Source organism: Bacteroides sedimenti (assembly GCF_040365225.1).
GTDB lineage: Bacteria > Bacteroidota > Bacteroidia > Bacteroidales > Bacteroidaceae > Bacteroides > Bacteroides sedimenti.
Genome location: NZ_AP028055.1, coordinates 2,469,466 through 2,486,133 on the forward strand (window position 1 = coordinate 2,469,466; position 16,668 = coordinate 2,486,133).

Consider the following 16,668-nt stretch of genomic DNA (forward strand, 5'->3'; position numbering starts at 1 on the left):
TAAATTTGCTAGTCCACCAAGCTCTCACCTAGCGATATGTCGTATATAACACTCCTCCCAAATAAGCTAAATCCCCATATTCTTGTCTATAAACCAACTTCTCATAAGGCTGATTACGATACCAGTAATCAAACATTCTTGAATATCTATTCCAAATCTCTCTTTGATATCGGGACATTTTCCTTTCGTTATGGTAAATGCAAAACTGTTTATTTGTTGTTAGTGATTTAACATGCAAATCTGTCAGTTCTACCGATTTTACAATCACCGGTTTACTGATATCATTTAAAGGGTATTCAAACTTTAAAGCAACTCTAAATAAAATTCTCAAAGAATCTTGAATAAGAGTATCCTTTATGCACAATCGTTCTCTTTTATAATTTACACCTACTTTTACAGTATCAAAAAGTAACGGTACAAAATTCGTCGGTTTTTCCTGTGCAATACTCTGACAATTAATTCCTAATAAGAATACAACCAGAAGGGAAAAAATGCCTTTCTTAACCATTGGTAAGTCCCCTTGTTTTGATCCTTGTTCTTTCATAATATTATTTCAATATAGGCATATCCCTTTTAACCCAACAGTTCCTAATTCTTCTTGTAGAGCTGCAATGCCATATTTACATATTCTTGAATCCTAAATTGAAGATACATTTACAGTTCTTATTATAAACCGTTTATATCACAGCTCATTACTAAACACAAATATAAAAACATATTTTATCAATTTGTCTTTTATTTGTTTTTTATTTTCAATATAGCTTTAATGGTTTATGCAGATTAATGAAAGGTGGCACAAAACACTTTTGTCCCACCTTTCCAGGAACAAACATAATATTTACTTTGGGGTGGCAGAGGTGGCACTAAAAAAGGATGTATTACGGTTTCAGAAAATGAAAAATGAAAAATCTTCAAAAATACTTTTTTTCGTTTTAGGATTTACAGAAAGGTAAATAGGTCGTTTTCTCTGCCACCTCTGCCACCCATCATTATATACAACACTCATTATCAATGGGATATAATTTAGAAATAAAAGGTTCGGGGTGGCAGACAATTGCTTTCTCTCCCACCCAAAGCCTTGTTTTTGCACCACTTCCGGTAAGGAATAGTCTAAAAGGTGGTGTAGATGGTGTAGATAAAACGACTGTTTTTCAATTCTAGAAAATGAAAAATGAAAATTCTTCTAAAATACTTTTTTTCAAATATGATTTTCTGGAAACGTAATAAGCTTGTTTTTAGTGCACCATGTACACCACGTCATTTTATACAATACTGATAATCATTTTATTACATCACTCAAATAATGGTGCAGAGGAAATAACAGTTCCGGTAATATCACAAAAAGGGTCTTAATTGGATGGGTTCCGACGATAAAAGCGGATAAAAACAGCATACGGCTGCCTATTGTGGTGCTTTGAATTGTTCAGACTAACAGTTGACCTTTACAAATGCAGCACGCAATTGTCTGTTGTGGTGTGTTTTTCGATAGGACATGCCGATTCTGGATATGATAACGACGCACCACTCCCCTGTTACGGTAACTGTACCCGGCAAATCTAATTATGGAGTTGCCTCAGTACAATAGTTCTTTGTCCATGGAGAACTAATCAAAACAACCGGGAAAACTAACCAAAACAACGGCAAGAGTTAGCCCAATCTTGTACATGTTTCACCTCAATCTTGTACATGTTTGGGTTCAATCTTGTACATGATTACCCCCTAATCTTGTACATGATTGGGGTAATTGATGGTGTTGGCTGGGTTAATTCATTGTCTAGTTTCCCTAATCGCTGGTTCTGGGTTGTCTACTGTTGTTCTAAATTCTGTAATGGGTTGACTAATGAACTCTGAACCCTGATTTGGGTTGTCTTTAATATCTATAACGCAGATAACCAGCCACATATTACTACAAGGTTATTCTCCAGGGTTGAGAGGGTGGAGAGAAAACAAAGGTTTTTCAGTTTCAAAAAATGAAATTTGAAAATTCTTCAAAAAGAATTTTTTTCAAATATGAAATTCTGAAACCGAAAAAAGGACTATTTTACTCCACCCTCTCAACCCCCGCAGTTATGAAAATGACTTTATCCTGAGTCGTTCTTTCTTTTGTAAACAATTTTAGTGGCGGTAGTAGTTGAAATATTTACATCAAACAAAGCCAGAAGACTAAACAATTGAATATTAAGTCAATAACAATAGAGCAAAAACAAAAAAGCCGGTATTCGCTCAGCGAGGTTAGCCCCGGAGATAGCGGTAGCAACAAAACAAAAAAAAAACCGTGCCAAAAGTAGCTCCTTTTGACACGGCATATTATATTTTATTGGCTACTGTCCTATTAGAACAATTTTGCAGGATATTCACCTGCGTCAACCAGCGCCTGAATCTTATCAACAACAGACTGACGGTCTGCTGCATAAGTTACACCAAACCATTTTGAAGTAGTATCAAGAACCTTAACACGGGCAGTACCATTGTTAATCAGCTCATTAACCATCAACGGAATGAAGTATTCTGATTTCAGGTTATCCATGTTTGCTTTCAGGAATTCAATGAAGAAATCTTCTGAATACTGGAAATAGTCGGGAGTGAAGCCCCACATGTTCATAGAAACCGGAGTATTATCGTCGATAGTAACTGTTTCGCCGTTTTCGTCATTGAACTGAATCTTACCATCAATGCGTTCGATTGCTGTGCGTTCAACAACTGTAGTCAGGAACCCGTTTTCGTCTGTTGCACAAACGCCACGTGCCACGCTACCGCTTTCTGAAAGAGTATTACCTACACGGTAACCCACCATGCAGTAATCGTTCTTCTTGCCTTCCAGTTCTGCCAGAGCTTTGCCCAATACAGCGAAACTGTCTCTTCCATAGAAGTCGTCGGCATTGATTACGGCAAATGGTTCGTTGATTACACTCTTACCCATCAGCACTGCGTGGTTGGTTCCCCATGGTTTTTCTCTGCCTTCGGGGCATTTGAATCCGGCAGGAAGGTCGTTCAAATCCTGAAATACCACTTCAACCGGGATATGGTTTTCGTATTTTGAAATAATCTTTTCGCGGAAATCTTTCTCGAAACTTTCACGGATAACGAATACAAGTTTACCAAATCCACCGCGGATTGCATCGTAAATTGAATAGTCCATGATTGTTTCGCCGTTGGGGCCCAGTCCGTCTAACTGCTTCAAGCCACCATACCGACTGCCCATACCGGCAGCTAGTACAAATAATGTAGGTTTCATTTTTGTTAATATTTTAATGGTTTGTTATGTCTTTCGAGAATTCTACGCGACAAATTTACAAATAATCCCAAGAAAGTAGCAACAAACCAGTCAAATATCTCCCTATAATAAATTAAAATGGATAACCAATTGCCAGATGAAGCCCTAATCCGTCTTTGAATGTGGGTATATTATAATATCCTGTCCGGGAGGTTTCGTACGGAGCATGAAGACCGATTCCGGCATCCAGCCTGATAACCAAAAACGAGAGGTCGTAACGCAATCCGCAACCGGTTCCCAGGGCAATCTCCTTCCCAAGCCGGGATAGGGAAAGCTGACCGCCCGGACGTGCAGCATCAGGTTTTAGCAACCAGATGTTTCCGGCATCGAGGAAGAGAGCTCCGTTCAGATCTCCCAGTATGTTGAATCGGTATTCCAGATTGGCCTCCAGCTTAAATGTTCCGGTCTGGTCCATATACGAATAAACATTATCCGGATTGGGCCTGTAGCTGCCAGGCCCCAGAGAGCGAATGGTAAATGCTCGCAGACTATTTGCGCCGCCAATATAGAACTGCTCATTGTAGGGCGCCACTTTTGAATTTCCGTAAGCACAGAGAACGCCGCCCGACAAACGTCCGACCAATGACTGGCGAGCGCTGAGTTTATAGGTATATCTCACTTCGGAGGTGAGTTTCAAAAACTGGGCAAAGGGATTACCCAGAAGTTGCTTCTCCTGGTTGAAGCTCTTTCCGAACAATCTGTAAACGGCCGACAAAACGTTTCCGGCAGATGTTAAAGAGCTTTCCCACCAAAGATGATTCCGTTTACCTCTCACCCCTGCATCATCGTAGGTATAGGTATAGTTCATCGCCGGAACAAACTGATTCTTCAAACTGAGGTATAGAGCCGGATTGGCATTGGTAACAGAATCGAATCGCTGGGTGGTGTACTGAAGCACATTGAACGACAGCCGGAAAGGGGTTACTGAATGACGGCTTACCCTGGATGTCTGGAAATTATAGGTGGCGCTACCTCCGAAGGAGAGCAATTTGAAGAAACCGGCACGGTTTAACTGGTCTCCATTGAGCGAGAATGTGGTGGTGGCGGGATAGGTAAACTCTTTGTTGAGCATACCCGGCAACAGTATACGCGGAAGGGTGAGCGAAGTGGACGCCCCCAGCTCATACGAATTTATTACAGAACTATTCCCCTCGACCGAACCATTGGTTTGCCACTCATAACTTCCCTTGAGCCTCAGCGAAAGAAGCTCTCCTCCATGAAAGATATTCCGCCTAGAAATTGAGAATACAGCACCCGGCCCTGTCTGTCCGTTGGATTTGGTCGTTACGTTAAATTCCAGTTCTCCGTCAAGCGGCAAGTCGTAAGCTGCATTCATCCTCACATTGAGCCGGTTGTTTAAAGCGGTAGTATCCTGAGGGGTAAAGAGCAGCTCGGTAAACCTGAAGGTTCCCAGCTGGTTCATATTCTCCTGCAACTTCAACTGTCTGTGCTGTGAATACTTTTCACCCGATTGCAGACTGAACCGGTTATAGAGAACCTGCGGACGAACTCGGAGCTTGCCCTGGTAATAAATCAGCAAATCCTTATAAAGCAGTGAGTCGGTTGGAACCTCTCCGTCGTAACCATACAGCCACACGCTCCTATTGCCAATATTCCATGGACGAAGCGCCTCGGGCGGCAAGCCTGCTTTTGGAGTAACCTTCAGACTTACCCGGCCAGACTGTTTGGTGGTATCGGCAAGAAAGGTTATCAGCTCCGGACGGAAATAGTAGTAACCGGCGTTTCGCAACAGACCACTTAGACGCTGCCGCTCCTCTTCCAGTTTAAGAACGCTGAAATGGTCTCCCTTCCGAAGTATCTTATCTGCCAAACGAAGGTGAATCAAGCTGTCGGTCTTTGGGGAATAGGATGCATACATCACCGAATCCAACAAATAGGGCTGCTGCATATCGACGGTATATCTCAGTTTTGCCTGGCGTTTCTTCCCGGGAATCAACTCATAAGAGACCTGTCCGTTGAAGTACCCGTAATCTCTCAACAGATTTCGCGCCACCTTTATCCTGACTTCGGGGTTTACGGTCGATACCAATACCGGCTTGGTGGCAAAACGATTGAAGAGCCAATGCCCCAACCCTTTTTCATAGGACTGAAAAGCATTGTACATCCACAATCCGAATGGGAAAGGCGTGCGGATGGACGAGCTTCCAAGTAGAGCATTGTTGGGAGTCGCTTTCAATGCAGCCCCCACCTCCTCCAAAGCCTCATCACCAGCCGGAGAAATGTCCCGGTTCACAACCACCGTTTTCTTCATTCCCGTATAAAGGATTTCACCTTCCGATAAATGACGGGTGGTGGAACAGGCGGATAAGATGATGAACAACAGACAGATTATTTTTCTCATCGCGACTCCTTCTTTTGATTTTTATTTTTGAAAATGAACAGTTCGCCCAATTTGCGCATCTTCTTTCGAAGCACTACGCCGGCTCCCGTTTCAATAATCTCTCCTTCGAGCAGACTCTGATAGTTCTTGTCATAGAACAACCTTACATATCTGGTTCCGCTGGTATCCAACCTGTATTCCAGCGAAATATTATCTATAAACGACTGCTTTTCTTCGGCGGTTTCACCTGTCGATATCTTGCCTCCGATAATAATCCGTATGCGGTCGTTGTAGAATCTTCTGGCAAAACGGAATGAGTAATCGGTGCGGCGCCCCATACCCTGAGCCGAGCTTTCGTTGTACGTTTCCATTCCGAAAGTGATATCGACCTTTTTCAGAGCGCTGCCGGCTATACCGGCTATCTGCCCCTGCAGAAAACTATTCAGGGCACCTCCCATATTAATGCCTCCAGTGCTCGATGCTGCCATACTTCCGGGCATATACATACCCGAAACCAGCATTGTTATGGCTTGCTTGCTTCTCTCTTCGTCGGACATGGCCAAGAGCTGATTCTGCACAGCCATATCCTCGGGCGCTTCGAGGTCGAAAACCATTCCCAGGTTCTGCAACCTGTTTTTGATGGAGACCGAAACATCGAAATTCACCTGCCGACTTGTCTGGTTCTCATTCGTAACCGAAGCCCGGAGCCGTTCCACCGCCTTACAGTTTACAACAGGGTCCATCATGTTTCCCGACCATTCCACGTAACTTCCGTCTTTTATTACGAATGATTTAAGCGGAATCACCGGCAAGGTATACTTCAACAGGCCACCACTCATGGTGTATCGTCCATAAAGCAACATATCGCCTTGCGGAGTATAATGCAGCGAGAGGTCTCCTCCACCTTCCAGCTCCACCCTATCCTCACCATCGGGTGAGAGTTCGGCTTTTATCCTCACCGCCGGTTCCACCTGTACATTCAGAATCATATCCAAACCGCTAAGGGTGGCACTCTTCGGCTCTTTCTTCTGCACCTGGGCGGTATCTTCAAAGTTGACAAAGGTAACCATCTCGCCCAACCTGTCCTTAACAGCCAAAGGAGAATCCCGTAGAATATATGTTGCATCCGTGGTGCCAAGCAAACGCATATCGCCACGCATTACCAACGCGTCGAGCGGACCGCGTATCGTTGAATTGAGGTCTACAAATAGTTTTCCGTAAACCAACGATTGGTGAGTGCGACGGGAATTCATCAGTTGATAATTCCTGGTTGTCAGCTTCAAATCGGCCTTTACACTCTGCAGTTTTTTAAGGTCGACGCCTCCCGAAATTGTCAATGGGTTCTTTCCTACGGCATATATATGATAATCGTCAAATACAACCCGGTTATCTGTGACCGCTATTTTCTTATCATCGAGTTTGAGACGTGCTCCAGCCTGCACAATAAACACAGAAGCGGTATCGGCTTTTACCTCGCCGGCAATCTGGGGCGATTCCGTTGTTCCTTTAAAGGTGACCTCCCCGTTCAGGGCACCGGCAAAGCGAGCCAGGTCGTCGGGAACAAAAGCGTTGGCAATGCTCAGAGGCAAATCCTTGAGCCGGGCATGGATATCCATTGATTGCTGCTTTTCACTTCGATAGATACCTGCTGCTGTAATTACCTCTCTACCGTTATACCCCACCATGGCATCTACCTGGTGCTCATTTGTCTCTCCCGGGGTGTAAGTCGCTTTCAGATTCACATTCCCCACAAGCCGTTTGGCATACATCAGTTTGCTGATATCTGCATCGCCCTTCACCTGTAGGTGGCTCTCCTTCTGGAGATATTCCGCCTTGGCAGAAAGGATTCCTCCAATATCGGGCATATATGGTACTGAATTCACCACCTCCTTCAGATCGAGATTCCGGATTTCGGCCTGCAAATCTTGTTGTGCCTCCACATTTTCTACCGAATGTATAAAGAGTCCCATCCCGTTTTTGTCCTGTAATTCAAGATTTGCCGAGATACGTTTGTCATTGCCTATGAAGATATGATTGTCCCGGTTTAATGTAAACGAACGGAAAAGCAGGGTGGGCTTCTCCGGAAAGAGGTTAACCATCAGCCCCTCTTCCTGCAAATGTGCACGGACTCCCAGCAATGCCCCGGTCTCACCCTTGGCATTGAGATACCTGAGCATCAACTCGGCATTATCGTTCCGGATGATTCCATCTACGTAAGATTGAAATACATATTGCTTGTTCGAAGCATTATTGACAACCCCCGCATGGAGGTGTATACCCGCCGTATCTTGCCGGACAATGAGGCGAACCGTATCCAGTTTGATGCTATCTGCCATAACCGAGCGTACGGAGCCGACTCCATGCAACCCTTGGGCAGAAGAGGTGCCCATCCTGAGTTCCATCTCATGAAAGTAGATTTTAGACAGAGCCAGGTATCTTGCCAGCGGATTGGCATTCCCGGCGGAAAAGAGCAGACGAGTAGAAGGCATTGCTTCTCGAAGGGCTTTTTGATCGAGCCTTTTCTGCTGAATTTCTTTGGTCAACAGTTCTGAGAAGAGAGTGGCCTCTTTTACAAACTGATTCACAGAACCATCGCTTTCGAAGTACAATTCCATATCTCCCGACTTGAGATTGAGTGATGTGCCACTCTTTCCGGCCGAGCCTTTAAGGAAAGCGGTAACGGGTTCTTTAAGCGGATGGGGCAACAGCCCTAGGTGATACAAGTCTACATGATGGACATTTACTGCAAAATCACCTTCCAGCAGTTTCTTGTTCAAAAGCATGTTGAGTGTTGCATCCATTCCAAGAAACTTATGCTCGCTGGATAGCGCAACCTTGGCTTGGGAATTTAAAAGTTCCGCCTTTAGGGCAAGCCCCGAAAGGGAGGTGTTTCCATACTGTAATTGTTGCAAATCGATGGCAGCGTTTGCTTTTGTCTTGGGTGAGAAGATGTCGGTACCTTCTCCCTCTGCTTTGAATGAGGCTGTAAGGGCTGAAAGGGTTTTATCAGGCAGAAAGTGTTTCAGTTGCAAATTATTTACCCCCACACTGGCCATATAGGAATCGCGTTTTACATTGTACGCCCCATCTACTTTAACCTCTCCCTTATCATCTTTCAAAGTGACCCTGGAAAGGAACTGCTCTCCTTTCATCGCCACTTTCCCTTCCATCTGCATGCCCTGAGGAAGTCGTACAGGTCCATTGGGATAAGAACCTATCAAGGCAGTGAGGAAGTCGAGGTTCTGAGCATCAATGCAGAAAAGGAGCTGTCCCGAGCGGTTTACCCTATCGGTTACGTTTGCCAATCTTCCCTTGGAAGAAAAGGAGAATGCTCCCGGCAGATCGGCGGTAAGCTTTGAAATATTAATTTTCCCATTGTGCCCCTCAGCCATTCCACGAAGAGCAATTGCCCGGAAGGGGTAGCTCTTTGCCAGTTTCCCCGAAGATGCTCCGGTTAGCAGCAGCACATCCTGCTTGCCAATGTAGGCCTTGACTTCGGAGATAAAGCTCCCCTTGTTGATTTCTCGAAGCATCAGCCAATCGGCTTTGGCTGTTGCCCGGAGCTCGGAATGGGGGGTGTTCAGCTCCAGTCCGGTTACCTGCATGGCTCTATTATCGGCCTGAAGACGCCCCTTCATAGAGTCTATAGTGATGCCCGAGCGATCGGTCAGGGAAAGTTTGCGGACGATACCTGCCAGGTAACGACTCTGGTTCCTGAAGGAATCCACCGTAAATGAGATTCCACGTAATGCCAGATGTGTAGGATCGAATCCTCGGAACGGTTCCTTCTGGTTCGAATCGTAGTTGAACGTACCCTTGTTGACAATAATATGTTGCATGCGATACAAACTCCGGGGCAAGTCCACCAGTCCATTAGTAAGGAGCCCTTCACCGATGGAAGCAGACAGGTGTGTACTATCCAGCGGTTGTTCTAGATGGAAAGAGACGTTTTGTAGCTTCAGCCGACTAAGGTAGAATTTCCACCGGATAGGTTTGGATGGTTCTTTGGTTTTTGTTTCTGTAGTATCAAGAATCGAAAGCCTGACATCGGCATCTTTCAATGTGGCAGCAGATATCAGCATCTCTTCCCTGCTTATTCCAACCTTTTCCGATCGTAGAAAAAAACGGTCTAGCTTACCTTTCAGTCGAATCCCTTTAATCAGATGAGATGAGTTGAAGTCAACTTTACTCAGGGTAAAGCCTTCTACTTTTATCTCTCCCTGCAATAAGCGTTTCAGCCCTAAATCGACAATTGCCTTATCGGCTACCAACAATGTATCTTTTGATGAAATTACACTTACTCCGTGTACTGACAAGTCTAGCGGAAAAGAGAGGCTGATTCGGTCAATGGCAATCTGCATTCCCGTCTGTTTTGAAGCATACTTTACAAACTGCTTCTTAAGTTGATTCTGGACAGGAGGCAGATAAAGCAACACGATGAGTATTGCCAAAAGAATAAACGGTGATAGCAAAGCATAGCCCACCCTTTTCAGCCACTTTTTCGTCCGTCCTCCCATAATTATGAAATGTTCTATATCAAAGATAACATTTATTTCTGAATCTTGTTTGCCATACTGATTATGAATTCGTACAAATAATATATATTTGCTGTCAGAAAACTAACTTCTAAAGAAAAACATTATGTTACTATCTACAACAAACAGTATAGAGGGTAAAAACATTACCACGTACTATGGAATTGTTTCCGGAGAAACCATTATCGGTGCCAATATTTTCAAGGATATTTTTGCAGGTATACGCGACATTATCGGTGGTCGTTCCAACTCTTACGAGAAAGTGCTTCGTGAAGCTAAGGAGACCGCTCTCCGCGAAATGGCCGAAAATGCACAGCGAATGGGGGCTAATGCCGTAATCGGGGTTGACCTGGACTATGAAACGGTTGGCTCGAATGGTAGTATGCTGATGGTGACAGCCTGCGGAACGGCCGTTTTTTATCAATAAACAGAAAGTCTGGGCATTGAAAGAAAAAGGATAGGGCCGATATGATAAAAGGTTCTAATTATCGCCCTATCGTTTGGCTTAATTGTCTGAAAGTACTACTTTTGTCTCCAAATTAATCAGTTCATTCACATGAGAAAACATTTACTGATTACACTTTCGCTCCTCTTCGCAGGATTTATTTTAACGGGATTCGCCCAAAACAAAAAAGTAAATATGGAAAATCAGAAAGAAACAATGCTGTTGATACAGACAGATTTAGGGGACATAAAAATCAAACTCTACAATGAAACGCCTCAACACCGTGATAACTTCATCAAACTTGCCAAAGAAGGTTTTTATGATGGAACTCTTTTTCACCGTGTAATTAAAGATTTCATGATTCAGGGAGGTGACCCCGATTCCAGAAAGGCTGCAAAAGGCCAGATGCTTGGTTCGGGAGATGCCGGATATACAGTTCCAGCCGAGTTTGTTTACCCACAGCTGTTCCACAAAAAAGGAGCTCTTTCGGCCGCTCGTCAGGGAGACGAGGTGAACCCGAAAAAGGCTTCAAGCGGATGCCAGTTCTACATTGTTACCGGTAAGAAATACTCTGAAGGTCAGATCCTGAATATGGAACACCAAATGAACCATGGAAAAGTGGAACAGATTTTCAGTAACCTGGTAAGCAAGAACACTGCTAAGATTAAGAAGCTACGTATGGACCGCGACAAAGAGGGACTGTATGAATTGCAGGAAGAGCTGATTGCCGAAGCTAAAACAATAGCCGACACCATGCCCGACTTCAAGTTTACACCCGAACAGGTGAAAGCTTACACCACCGTTGGTGGTACTCCGCACCTGGACAACCAGTACACCGTATTTGGGGAGGTAGTGGAAGGTATGGAAGTGGTAGATTCCATACAGAAGGTAAAGACTAACCGCTCCGACCGCCCGGAAGAGGATATCAGAATGAAAGTCACAGTACTGGATTAATTAAGATGATTGAAGTAAACAGACGCACGCTCTCAAACGGACTTCGTTTGATTCATTCGGAAGATACCAGTACACAGATGGTTGCCATCAATGTACTGTACAATGTCGGGGCTAAGGACGAAGATGAGAATCATACCGGGTTTGCCCACCTCTTTGAACATCTGATGTTCGGAGGGTCGGTAAACATTCCCGATTATGATGCTCCGGTTCAGTTGGCCGGCGGAGAAAACAATGCATGGACCAACAACGATATCACCAACTATTACCTCACCCTGCCCAAACAAAACGCGGAAACAGGGTTCTGGTTGGAATCGGACCGTATGCTCAGCCTCGACTTTAACCCGAAAAGCCTGGATGTTCAGAGGCAGGTAGTGACAGAAGAGTTCAAACAACGAAATCTGAATCAGCCTTACGGTGATGTATCCCACCTGCTTCGTCCGCTGGCATACAAAGTACATTCATACCAATGGCCAACCATAGGAAAGGAGATATCGCATATCACCAATGCCACCCTTGAGGAAGTAAAAGATTTCTTCTTTCATTTCTATGCTCCCAATAATGCCATTCTTTGTGTTACGGGAAATATACCGTTTGAGGAGGCCATCCGGCTGGCCGAGAAGTGGTTTGGCCCGATTCCTGCCCGCGATGTTCGTGTGCGGAACCTTCCTTGTGAACCCAAACAGACGGAAGAGAGGCGACTCGAAGTGGAACGTCCTGTGCCGCTCGATGCTCTCTACATGGCTTTCCACATGAGCGAGCGCACACACCCCGACTACTATGCATTCGATATTCTGTCTGATGTGCTGAGCAACGGAAACTCCAGCCGATTTATTCAACACCTGGTGAAAGAGCGTCAGGTGTTTACCTCTGTCGATGCTTATATTTCAGGAAGTGTGGAACCGGGATTGTTCCAGATTGCCGGAAAGCCGGCACCGGGAGTATCTCTTGAACAGGCGGAAGCTGCTGTATGGGAAGAGCTTGAAGCTCTGAAAACCACTTTGGTGGAAGAGCAGGAGCTGGAGAAAGTTAAAAACAAATTTGAATCTGAACAAATTTTTAGTAATATCAACTATCTGAACGTGGCCACCAACCTGGCATTCTTTGAACTGATAAGCAAGGCGGAAGAACTTAACAATGAAGTAAGCAATTACCGTAAAGTTACCGCCGATCAGCTGAAAGAGGTAGCCGGACAGGCATTTGTTCGCGAGAACTGCTCTACGCTCTATTACAAAGCGCAGAAATAATCATGATCCAATTTATTTCAACATACAAGGAACACTACAAAGCGCTGTTCCGTTTAGGACTTCCCCTGGTTATAGGACAGCTGGGCATAATCATTCTGGGGTTTGCCGACACCATAATGGTGGGACACCACAGCACCATTGAGCTGGCTGCCGCCTCTTTTGTGAATAACCTCTTCACTTTGGCAATAATCTTCAGCACCGGGTTTTCTTACGGACTGACTCCCATTGTGGGAAGCCTTTTCGGGAAAGAGGATTCCTGTGGAGCGGGACAGGCGCTGAAGAACAGTCTTGCCGCCAACCTATTGGTGGCACTGATGCTGACGGTGGTTATGTTTGTGGTCTACCTCAACATTCACCGCTTTGGACAACCGGAAGAGTTGCTTCCCCTGATTCGTCCTTATTACTTGGTGCTATTGGCCTCACTGTTCTTTGTGCTTGTCTTTAATGCATTCAAACAGTTTGCAGATGGGATAACCGACACCCGGACCTCCATGTGGATTCTTTTGTGGGGTAATGCCTTCCACATCGTCCTCAACTATCTGCTGATTTATGGAATACTGGGACTACCCGAAATGGGATTGCTGGGAGCCGGAGTAAGTACATTGATTGCCCGGATTGTAATGCCGATAGCTTTTGCTTTTCTCTTTTTCAGAAGCAAACGATACATTCCATACCTGAATGGCTTTAAGCTGAATGGCTTTTCAAAAGAGTTATTTAGAAGACTCAACGCGTTGGGTTGGCCCTTGGCGTTTCAAATGGGAATGGAAACCGCCTCGTTTACCTTTAGCACCATCATGGTAGGGTGGCTAGGCAGCATTGCGTTGGCATCTCACCAGGTGATGCTCACCGTTTCGAGCCTCTGTTTTATGGTATATTACGGAATGGGGGCGGCAATTGCAGTCAGAGTAAGCAATTTCAAGGGAAAGAACGATATTGTGAATGTACGTCGTTCCGCCTATGCTGGCTTTCATATCATCCTGCTGATGGCAGTGATCTCAGCAGGTTCTATATTTCTTTTGCGTAACCATCTCGGACCAATCTTCACTGATAGCGAGGAGGTGAACGCCATGGTGATAACACTGATCTTTCCTTTCCTGCTATACCAGTTTGGCGACGGCGCACAAATAGCTTTTGCCAATGCACTGCGTGGAATTGCAGACGTAAAGCCGATGATGTACATTGCTTTCATCAGTTATTTCCTGATCTCTCTTCCGGCGGGCTATTTCTTTGGATTTACCCTGGACTGGGGTGTCAAAGGGGTTTGGATGGCCTTTCCGTTCGGGCTGACCAGCGCGGGCATCATGTTTTACCTGAGGTTCCGGAAGCGAACTTTGGCATAACCGGCTTCTTTGATAATAAAAAAGAGATGCAAGATAAAAAGAGACTTCCCATCCATTTTGCTCCGCTACAGGGCTTCACCGATGCGCCTTATCGCAATGCGCACGAATCCATATTTGGCGGCATAGAGACCTACTATACCCCTTTTGTCAGGTTGGAAAAGGGAGAGTTTCGCAACAAAGAGCTGCGGGAAATTGAGCCAGAAAACAATACTGTTCAGCACCTGGTTCCTCAGTTAATAGCAGCCACCCCTGATGAGCTGCGAAAAATTGTCGCCCTCTTCCTCGATAAAGGGTACACGGAGACAGACATCAACCTGGGTTGCCCCTTCCCAATGCTGGCACGTCGTCACAAAGGTTCAGGTATTCTTCCTTATCCAAAAGAGGTAGAGGAGCTGCTAAATACCATACTGGAATTTCCCGATATGAAATTCTCCGTCAAGATGCGTCTGGGATGGGAAAGCCCGGAAGAGTGCCTCGCCCTGCTTCCAATACTGAACAACCTTCCGCTGCGACAAATTACCCTCCATGCTCGTGTAGGAAAACAACAGTATAAGGGAACAACAGACAGGAACGCATTCGAGACGTTTTATAACGAATGCAAGCATACGCTTCTATATAATGGAGATATCGCTTCAATTGAGGATATAGACAGGCTCTTAAATCGTTTTCCTAATCTTTCGGGAGTGATGATAGGCAGAGGTCTGCTGGCCAATCCGGCACTTGCATCGGAATACCTGAAAGGGGAAAAGCTTTCCCGTAGCGAAATGCTTGAAAAGGTGCGGGCATTTCACACTCTGCTGCTCAATCATTACGAGGCACACCTGCAGGGGAACGACCAGTTGGTGACAAAGATGAAGAGTATCTGGGAGTATCTGTTACCTGAGATGGATAAGAAGCTAAAGAAGAAAATTCTAAAAAGCACCAAACTGGAAACATACAGAACGGCTGTTTCAGAAGGATTAAAGTAAATACAAGCCATACAGCTCTTTTTCAGAGATGTGGCGAACCAACTAAAAAGGCTGTTACAAAAGAAATATCTCTTGTAGCAGCCTTCTCTGTTATTTCAAAACCGTAAGAAAGATTATCCTATCATCTCGAATCCCTTCCATAAATTATCTTCGGGCACCGGAGCCTCCAACTCGATCCGTTCCTTGGAAACCGGATGAATAAAGGAGACATAACGGGAATGAAGACAGATACTTCCATCGGGATTTGAACGAGGCGAGCCATATTTCAGGTCTCCCTTGATGGGACATCCCATTTTTGCCAACTGACAACGAATCTGATGGTGCCTTCCGGTTTTCAGGTTCACCTCAAGCAGGTAATAATTCTGAGAATGGCCAATCAGCTTATAATCCAGAATGGCTTTCTTTGAATTAGGCACCTCTTTGTCGTATGCATAACTCTTGTTCTGTTTCTCGTTACGCACCAAATAATGAACCAGCTCACCTTCGGGTTCTTTTGGACAGTTCTTTACAATGGCCCAATATGTTTTTTTCACTTCGCTGTTCTTGAACATCTCGTTCAGTCGAGGGAGTGCTTTACTGGTCTTTGCAAAAAGAACAATTCCGCTTACAGGGCGATCCAGCCGGTGAACAACTCCCAGAAAAACATTTCCGGGTTTATTGTATTTCTCCTTCAGATACTGTTTTACAATCTCTGACAAGGGGGTATCGCCCGTTTTATCTCCCTGAACTATCTCGGAACTTGTCTTGTTGACAACAATGATATGATTATCTTCGTAAATTACGGTCATTCCTTTTCTTACATATTCATACCGCCACAGCAGTGAATTACTTGTCCGCTTACATAAGAAGACAAATCAGATGCTAAGAAAGTAGCAACATTGGCCACATCTTCCGGAGTACCTCCACGGCGCAAAGGAATATTTTTAGCCCACTCTTTCTTAACTTCTTCAGTTAAGGCAGCAGTCATATCAGTAATAATGAATCCAGGAGCAATTGCATTGGCACGAACACCACGAGAACCTAATTCCTTAGCAATTGATTTTGCCAAACCAATCATACCAGCTTTAGAAGCTGAGTAGTTACATTGACCAGCATTTCCTGAAACACCAACTACAGAAGCCATGTTGATGATGCTTCCGGCTTTTTGTTTCATCATAACAGGAGTAACTGCGTGAATAAAGTTGAACGCTGATTTCAGGTTAACGTTAATAACCATATCCCACTGTTGTTCAGTCATACGCATCATTAATCCGTCACGAGTAATACCGGCATTATTAACCAGAATATCTACACGGCCAAAGTCCTTTACAATCTCAGCAACCACGTTGGCTGTATCTTCAAAATTTGCGGCATTAGAAGCATATCCCTTAGCTTTTACACCTAGTGCTTCAATTTCTTTTTCTGTATTCTTAGCATTTTCATCAATAACAAGATCGGTGAATGCAACATTTGCTCCTTCAGAAGCAAACTTCAAAGCTATTGCTTTACCGATACCACGAGCAGCTCCGGTTACAATGGCTGTTTTTCCATCTAATAATCCCATACTAAAATTAATTTAAAATCATTT

12 protein-coding genes are annotated in these 16,668 nt (G+C 44.6%); 6 read left to right on the plus strand and 6 right to left on the minus strand.

Going from position 1 to position 16,668, the window contains the following annotated elements:
* Positions 1-28 precede the first annotated feature (28 nt).
* Positions 29-544: a hypothetical protein gene (locus ABWU87_RS09715; protein WP_353330281.1), complete on the minus strand. Its 516-nt coding sequence runs from the start codon at positions 542-544 to the stop codon at positions 29-31.
* Positions 545-1,011: 467 nt separating this feature from the next.
* Here ABWU87_RS09715 and ABWU87_RS09720 point away from each other — a divergent pair, with 467 nt between their 5' ends.
* Positions 1,012-1,161, plus strand: a complete 150-nt coding sequence (locus ABWU87_RS09720) for a hypothetical protein (protein ID WP_353330282.1) — start codon at positions 1,012-1,014, stop codon at positions 1,159-1,161.
* 1,171 nt (positions 1,162-2,332) lie between these two features.
* Here the strand turns inward: ABWU87_RS09720 and ABWU87_RS09725 are convergent.
* From ABWU87_RS09725 to ABWU87_RS09735, 3 genes are all read right to left on the minus strand, one after another.
* Positions 2,333-3,235: a nucleotidyltransferase gene (locus ABWU87_RS09725; RefSeq protein WP_353330284.1), complete on the minus strand. Its 903-nt coding sequence runs from the start codon at positions 3,233-3,235 to the stop codon at positions 2,333-2,335.
* Positions 3,236-3,347: 112 nt separating this feature from the next.
* Positions 3,348-5,636 carry a BamA/TamA family outer membrane protein gene (locus tag ABWU87_RS09730; RefSeq protein WP_353330286.1) on the minus strand — a complete coding sequence of 763 codons (2,289 nt, stop codon included), beginning with the start codon at positions 5,634-5,636 and terminating at the stop codon, positions 3,348-3,350.
* On the minus strand, positions 5,633-10,132 hold the full coding sequence (locus tag ABWU87_RS09735; protein WP_353330288.1) for a translocation/assembly module TamB domain-containing protein: 4,500 nt from the start codon (positions 10,130-10,132) through the stop codon (positions 5,633-5,635). The genes ABWU87_RS09730 and ABWU87_RS09735 overlap by 4 nt, the downstream gene beginning before the upstream one ends.
* Before the next feature lie 124 nt (positions 10,133-10,256).
* Between ABWU87_RS09735 and ABWU87_RS09740 the strand changes: the two genes are divergently transcribed.
* The 5 genes from ABWU87_RS09740 to ABWU87_RS09760 all read left to right on the plus strand — a co-directional run bounded on the left by ABWU87_RS09740 (position 10,257) and on the right by ABWU87_RS09760 (position 15,101).
* Positions 10,257-10,577: a heavy metal-binding domain-containing protein gene (locus tag ABWU87_RS09740; protein WP_353330289.1), complete on the plus strand. Its 321-nt coding sequence runs from the start codon at positions 10,257-10,259 to the stop codon at positions 10,575-10,577.
* Positions 10,578-10,706: 129 nt separating this feature from the next.
* Positions 10,707-11,549 carry a peptidylprolyl isomerase gene (locus tag ABWU87_RS09745; protein ID WP_353330290.1) on the plus strand — a complete coding sequence of 281 codons (843 nt, stop codon included), beginning with the start codon at positions 10,707-10,709 and terminating at the stop codon, positions 11,547-11,549.
* 5 nt (positions 11,550-11,554) lie between these two features.
* A complete protein-coding gene (locus ABWU87_RS09750; RefSeq protein ID WP_353330292.1) occupies positions 11,555-12,793 on the plus strand; it encodes a M16 family metallopeptidase in 1,239 nt (412 codons plus the stop codon).
* A 2-nt stretch (positions 12,794-12,795) separates the two neighbouring features.
* Positions 12,796-14,133 carry an MATE family efflux transporter gene (locus ABWU87_RS09755; RefSeq protein WP_353330294.1) on the plus strand — a complete coding sequence of 446 codons (1,338 nt, stop codon included), beginning with the start codon at positions 12,796-12,798 and terminating at the stop codon, positions 14,131-14,133.
* Positions 14,134-14,159: 26 nt separating this feature from the next.
* Positions 14,160-15,101 carry a tRNA-dihydrouridine synthase family protein gene (locus tag ABWU87_RS09760; protein WP_353330296.1) on the plus strand — a complete coding sequence of 314 codons (942 nt, stop codon included), beginning with the start codon at positions 14,160-14,162 and terminating at the stop codon, positions 15,099-15,101.
* A gap of 113 nt (positions 15,102-15,214) precedes the next feature.
* Here the strand turns inward: ABWU87_RS09760 and ABWU87_RS09765 are convergent, their stop codons facing one another.
* On the minus strand, positions 15,215-15,889 hold the full coding sequence (locus tag ABWU87_RS09765; RefSeq protein WP_353330298.1) for an RluA family pseudouridine synthase: 675 nt from the start codon (positions 15,887-15,889) through the stop codon (positions 15,215-15,217).
* Positions 15,890-15,897: 8 nt separating this feature from the next.
* Complete coding sequence (gene fabG / locus ABWU87_RS09770; RefSeq protein WP_353330300.1) at positions 15,898-16,644, minus strand: 3-oxoacyl-[acyl-carrier-protein] reductase; 747 nt, start codon at positions 16,642-16,644, stop codon at positions 15,898-15,900.
* Positions 16,645-16,668 lie beyond the last annotated feature (24 nt).